The sequence below is a fragment of the Gardnerella sp. Marseille-Q9185 genome (genome assembly GCF_046508745.1).
Classification (GTDB): domain Bacteria; phylum Actinomycetota; class Actinomycetes; order Actinomycetales; family Bifidobacteriaceae; genus Bifidobacterium; species Bifidobacterium greenwoodii.
Genome location: NZ_JBKFWK010000009.1, coordinates 1 through 5,309 on the forward strand (window position 1 = coordinate 1; position 5,309 = coordinate 5,309).

The window sequence follows — 5,309 nt, forward strand, 5'->3', positions numbered from 1 at the left end:
AAAAAAGCGGGGAACAATCAAGTTCCCCGCTAGAAGATTAATGCGGCAGCGTGCTAGTCTCCCACACCCTATCGAGTGCAGTACCCTCGCCGTGTCAGGCCTTAGCTTCCGGGTTCGGAATGGGACCGGGCGTCTCACCTGAGCCATGACCACCGCAAAACTATATTATACACTCACAAACCGTGAGTGGCAACGTGGCGGTTTGGGAACCGGACATGAACGCGAGCAAAAAAGCTTTTACTAACCAATCGTTAAGCGAATCGTTTAATACTCCATGATGCTAGAAAATAATACTCAAGTTTCAAACTAGCCCCTTCTTAAAAAGCAGAAGGGAAGAATGTCACCATCGCCCGTTAGTACTGGTCAGCTCCACCCCTTACAGGGCTTCCACGTCCAGCCTATCAACCACGTGTTCTACATGGGGGCTCACACACTAAAGTGCAAGGAATGCTTATCTTGGAGCAGGCTTCCCGCTTAGATGCTTTCAGCGGTTATCCCTTCCGAACGTAGCTAACCGGCGGCGCCACTGGCGTGACGACCGGCATACCAGAGGTTCGTCCACCCAGGTCCTCTCGTACTATGGGCAGGTCTCCTCAACATTCCAACGAGCGCAGAGGATAGAGACCAAACTGTCTCACGACGTTCTGAACCCAGCTCGCGTGCCGCTTTAATCGGCGAACAGCCGAACCCTTGGGACCTGCTCCAGCCCCAGGATGCGACGAGCCGACATCGAGGTGCCAAACCATCCCGTCGATATGGACTCTTGGGAATGATCAGCCTGTTATCCCCGGGGTACCTTTTATCCGTTGAGCGATGCCACGTCCGTACGCCGGCACCGGATCACTATCTCCGACTTTCGTCCCTGCTCGACCCGTCAGTCTCACAGTCAAGCCCGCTTGTGCGATTACACTCAACACCCGATTGCCAACCGGGCTGAGCGGACCATTGAGCGCCTCCGTTACTCTTTAGGAGGCAACCGCCCCAGTTAAACTACCCGCCAGGCACTGTCCCTAACACGGATAACGTGCTGAGGTTAGACGCCAGATATGGAAAGAGCGGTATTTCACCTGTCGACTCCACGCAAGCTAGCGCCCGCGCTTCACAGCCTCCCGCCTATGCTACACGATCCACACCTAACGACAATACCAAGGTATAGTAAAGGTCCCGGGGTCTTTTCGTCCTTCTGCGCTTAACGAGCATCTTTACTCGTACTGCAATTTCGCCGGGCTCCTGGCCGAGACAGTGGGGAAGTCGTTACGCCATTCGTGCAGGTCGGAACTTACCCGACAAGGAATTTCGCTACCTTAGGATGGTTATAGTTACCACCGCCGTTTACCGGGGCTTAAATTCACCGCTTCACCGAAGCTAACGGATCCTCTTAACCTTCCGGCACCGGGCAGGCGTCAGAGCGTATACAGCGGCTTACGCCTTCGCACGCTCCTGTGTTTTTGGTAAACAGTCGCTACCCCCTAGCTTGTGCCACCCCCAACAGCTCAACAGTGTGAAACCATATCACCATCAGGGGTCTCCCTTATGCCGAAGGCACGGGAGTAATTTGCCGAGTTCCTTGGCCAGGATTCGCCCGATCGCTTCGGTATACTCTACCAGACCACCAGTGTCGGTTTAGGGTACGAGCGGAATCACACCTCACGTTGAAGCTTTTCTTGGCAAGCAGGATCACCGGAATCAGCCTTACAGCCTACCCATCACGCCTCAGCTTTAACATCCCCCGGATTTACCTAGAGGACAGCCCACACGCTTAGCCACGGAAAACCACCTCCGCAGCCGGCTACCTACCCGCGTCACTCCCACGCTAACCTACTACCGATACGCTCCCAACACAAACAAGCCAACAACCCCGAAAGGAAGCCAGCTCGCAAATGAAGGTTAGTACTCTCAGATTCAGTTCGAACGGTGTAACACCGGTACGGGAATATCAACCCGTTCATCCATTCGACTACGCCTGTCGGCCTCGCCTTAGGACTCGACTCACCCGGGGACGACGAACGTGGCCCCGGAACCCTTAGTCATCCAGCGGACGGGATTCACACCCGTCTCTCGCTACTCATGTCTGCATTCTCACTCCTGTAAAGTCCACGACAAGTTCACACTGCCGCTTCACCCCTTACAGGACGCTCTCCTACCCCGCATGAAACAAATCATGCAGCCGCGTCTTCGGTGGCGTGCTTAAGCCCCGCTACATTGTCGGCGCGGAACCACTAGACCAGTGAGCTGTTACGCACTCTTTCAAGGATGGCTGCTTCTGAGCCAACCTCCTGGCTGTCTATGCGACTCCACATCCTTTCCCACTTAGCACGCGCTTCGGGACCTTAGACGACGATCAGGGCTGTTTCCCTTTTGACGACGGAGCTTATCCCCCGCCGACTCACTGCCGTGATAAACCTAACAGGTATTCGGAGTTTGGCTGCTATTGGTACCCGGTATGGGCCCGCAAGCATCCAGTAGCTCTACCCCCTGTAAGCAATAACACGACGCTGCACCTAAATGCATTTCGGAGAGAACCAGCTATCACGGAATTTGATTGGCCTTTCACCCCTAACCCCAAGTCATCCCCCCAGTTTTCAACCTAGGTGGGTTCGGTCCTCCACACGGTCTTACCCGCGCTTCAACCTGCTCAGGGCTAGATCATCCCGCTTCGGGTCCAGGACATGCGACTAAAACGCCTTTTAAAACTCGCTTTCGCTACGGCTCCCCCACCCGGGTTAGCCTCGCCACATACCACTGACTCGCAGACTCATTTTTCGATAGGCACGCCGTCACCCCACAAGAAGGCTCCGACGGATTGTAAGCGCACGGTTTCAGGAACTATTTCACTCCCCTCCCGGGGTGCTTTTCACCTTTCCCTCACGGTACTAGTACACTATCGGTCAGACAGGAATACTTAGGCTTACCCAACGGTCTGGGCAGATTCACGCGGGATTCCACGAGGCCCGCGCTACTTGGGAATAAGCATAAAGAGACATCGCACGACAAGCTACGGGGCCATCACCCTCTACGGCTGGGAATTCAATCCCATTCACCTAGCACGACATTTTATCACTCTTCTCAACCCCGTCAGAGGCTGAACAACCAATCCCACGACCCCGAATGCGCAACACCTGACGGTTATCACACGCACCCGGTTTAGCCTGATCCGCTTTCGCTCGCCACTACTCACGGAGTATCCTTTCCTGCAGGTACTGAGATGTTTCACTTCCCTGCGTACCCCCCACAAAAACTGTGGTGACCACCCATAACAGTGGCCGGGTCTCCCCATTCGGAAATCCTCGGATCAAAGCCCACTCGGCAGCTCCCCGAGGCATATCGCAGCCCGTCACGTCCTTCATCGGTCCTGTCTACCAAGGCATCCACCATACGCCCTTACCAGTGACACACACCAGTAAGAAACCTAACAGCAAAATTCTCTAGACAACAAATCATCACACTAAACGATCACAAAACGATCAAGACGACTCCACCAAAATGGAGCCGGTCGAAAATCAGTAAAAGCAAAAACATGAAACCCTAAAAAGAATCTCACATAATCACTCGCGTCCACTATCCAGTTCTCAAACCACCACAACACCACAAAACCCAAGCCAACACCAAAAAGCATCAACCTGAAATCCTGTGAGTCAAGGACCGCAACCCCAAAACAAAGGGGGGTGGCAATCCGGGAACCCAAAAGCATGCCCAAACATACTCATTCAAAAAACGTTAACTATTGTTTTCCACACCAGTAACCACACTCATCCGAGCGTGCACAAAAACTCCGTAGAAAGGAGGTGATCCAGCCGCACCTTCCGGTACGGCTACCTTGTTACGACTTAGTCCCAATCACGAGCCTCACCTTAGACGGCTCCATCCCAAAAGGGTTAGGCCACCGGCTTCGGGTGCTGCCCACTTTCATGACTTGACGGGCGGTGTGTACAAGGCCCGGGAACGCATTCACCGCGACGTTGCTGATTCGCGATTACTAGCGACTCCGCCTTCACGTAGTCGAGTTGCAGACTACGATCCGAACTGAGACCGGTTTTAAGGGATCCGCTCCATGTCACCATGTCGCATCCCGTTGTACCGGCCATTGTAGCATGCGTGAAGCCCTGGACGTAAGGGGCATGATGATCTGACGTCATCCCCACCTTCCTCCGAGTTAACCCCGGCGGTCCCCCGTGAGTTCCCGGCATAACCCGCTGGCAACACAGGGCGAGGGTTGCGCTCGTTGCGGGACTTAACCCAACATCTCACGACACGAGCTGACGACGACCATGCACCACCTGTGAACCTGCCCCGAAGGGAAACCACATCTCTGCAGTCGACAGGCACATGTCAAGCCCAGGTAAGGTTCTTCGCGTTGCATCGAATTAATCCGCATGCTCCGCCGCTTGTGCGGGCCCCCGTCAATTTCTTTGAGTTTTAGCCTTGCGGCCGTACTCCCCAGGCGGGACGCTTAACGCGTTAGCTCCGACACGGAACCCGTGGAATGGGCCCCACATCCAGCGTCCACCGTTTACGGCGTGGACTACCAGGGTATCTAATCCTGTTCGCTCCCCACGCTTTCGCTTCTCAGCGTCAGTAACAGCCCAGAGACCTGCCTTCGCCATTGGTGTTCTTCCCGATATCTACACATTCCACCGTTACACCGGGAATTCCAGTCTCCCCTACTGCACTCTAGCCCGCCCGTACCCGGCGCAGACCCACCGTTAAGCGATGGGCTTTCACACCAGACGCGACGAACCGCCTACAAGCTCTTTACGCCCAATAATTCCGGATAACGCTTGCGCCCTACGTATTACCGCGGCTGCTGGCACGTAGTTAGCCGGCGCTTATTCGAAAGGTACACTCACCCAAAAGGCTTGCTCCCAATCAAAAGCGGTTTACAACCCGAAGGCCTTCATCCCGCACGCGGCGTCGCTGCGTCAGGGTTTCCCCCATTGCGCAATATTCCCCACTGCTGCCTCCCGTAGGAGTCTGGGCCGTATCTCAGTCCCAATGTGGCCGTCCGCCCTCTCAGGCCGGCTACCCGTCGAAGCCTAGGTGGGCCATTACCCCGCCTACAAGCTGATAGGACGCGACCCCATCCCATGCCACTAAACACTTTCCCAACAAGACATGCGTCAAGTTGGAGCATCCAGCATTACCACCCGTTTCCAAGAGCTATTCTGGAGCATGGGGCAGGTTGGTCACGCATTACTCACCCGTTCGCCACTCTCACCAGTCAGCAAGCTGACTAGATCCCGTTCGACTTGCATGTGTTAAGCACGCCGCCAGCGTTCATCCTGAGCCAGAATCGAACCCTCCACGAAAAA

Annotated in this window: 3 rRNA genes; all 3 read right to left on the minus strand. The window is 55.0% G+C overall.

The features are described 5' to 3' along the window. Nucleotides 1-40: 40 nt before the first annotated feature. The 3 genes from rrf to ACLD5M_RS06150 all read right to left on the minus strand — a co-directional run bounded on the left by rrf (nucleotide 41) and on the right by ACLD5M_RS06150 (nucleotide 5,306). Nucleotides 41-157, minus strand: a 5S ribosomal RNA gene (gene rrf, locus ACLD5M_RS06140). Between the two features lie 177 nt (nucleotides 158-334). Continuing rightward, nucleotides 335-3,395 (minus strand): 23S ribosomal RNA (locus ACLD5M_RS06145). Between the two features lie 383 nt (nucleotides 3,396-3,778). After that, nucleotides 3,779-5,306: ribosomal RNA gene (locus tag ACLD5M_RS06150) — 16S ribosomal RNA — on the minus strand. The 16S, 23S and 5S rRNA genes sit together here, the layout of an rRNA operon. Nucleotides 5,307-5,309: the final 3 nt, after the last annotated feature.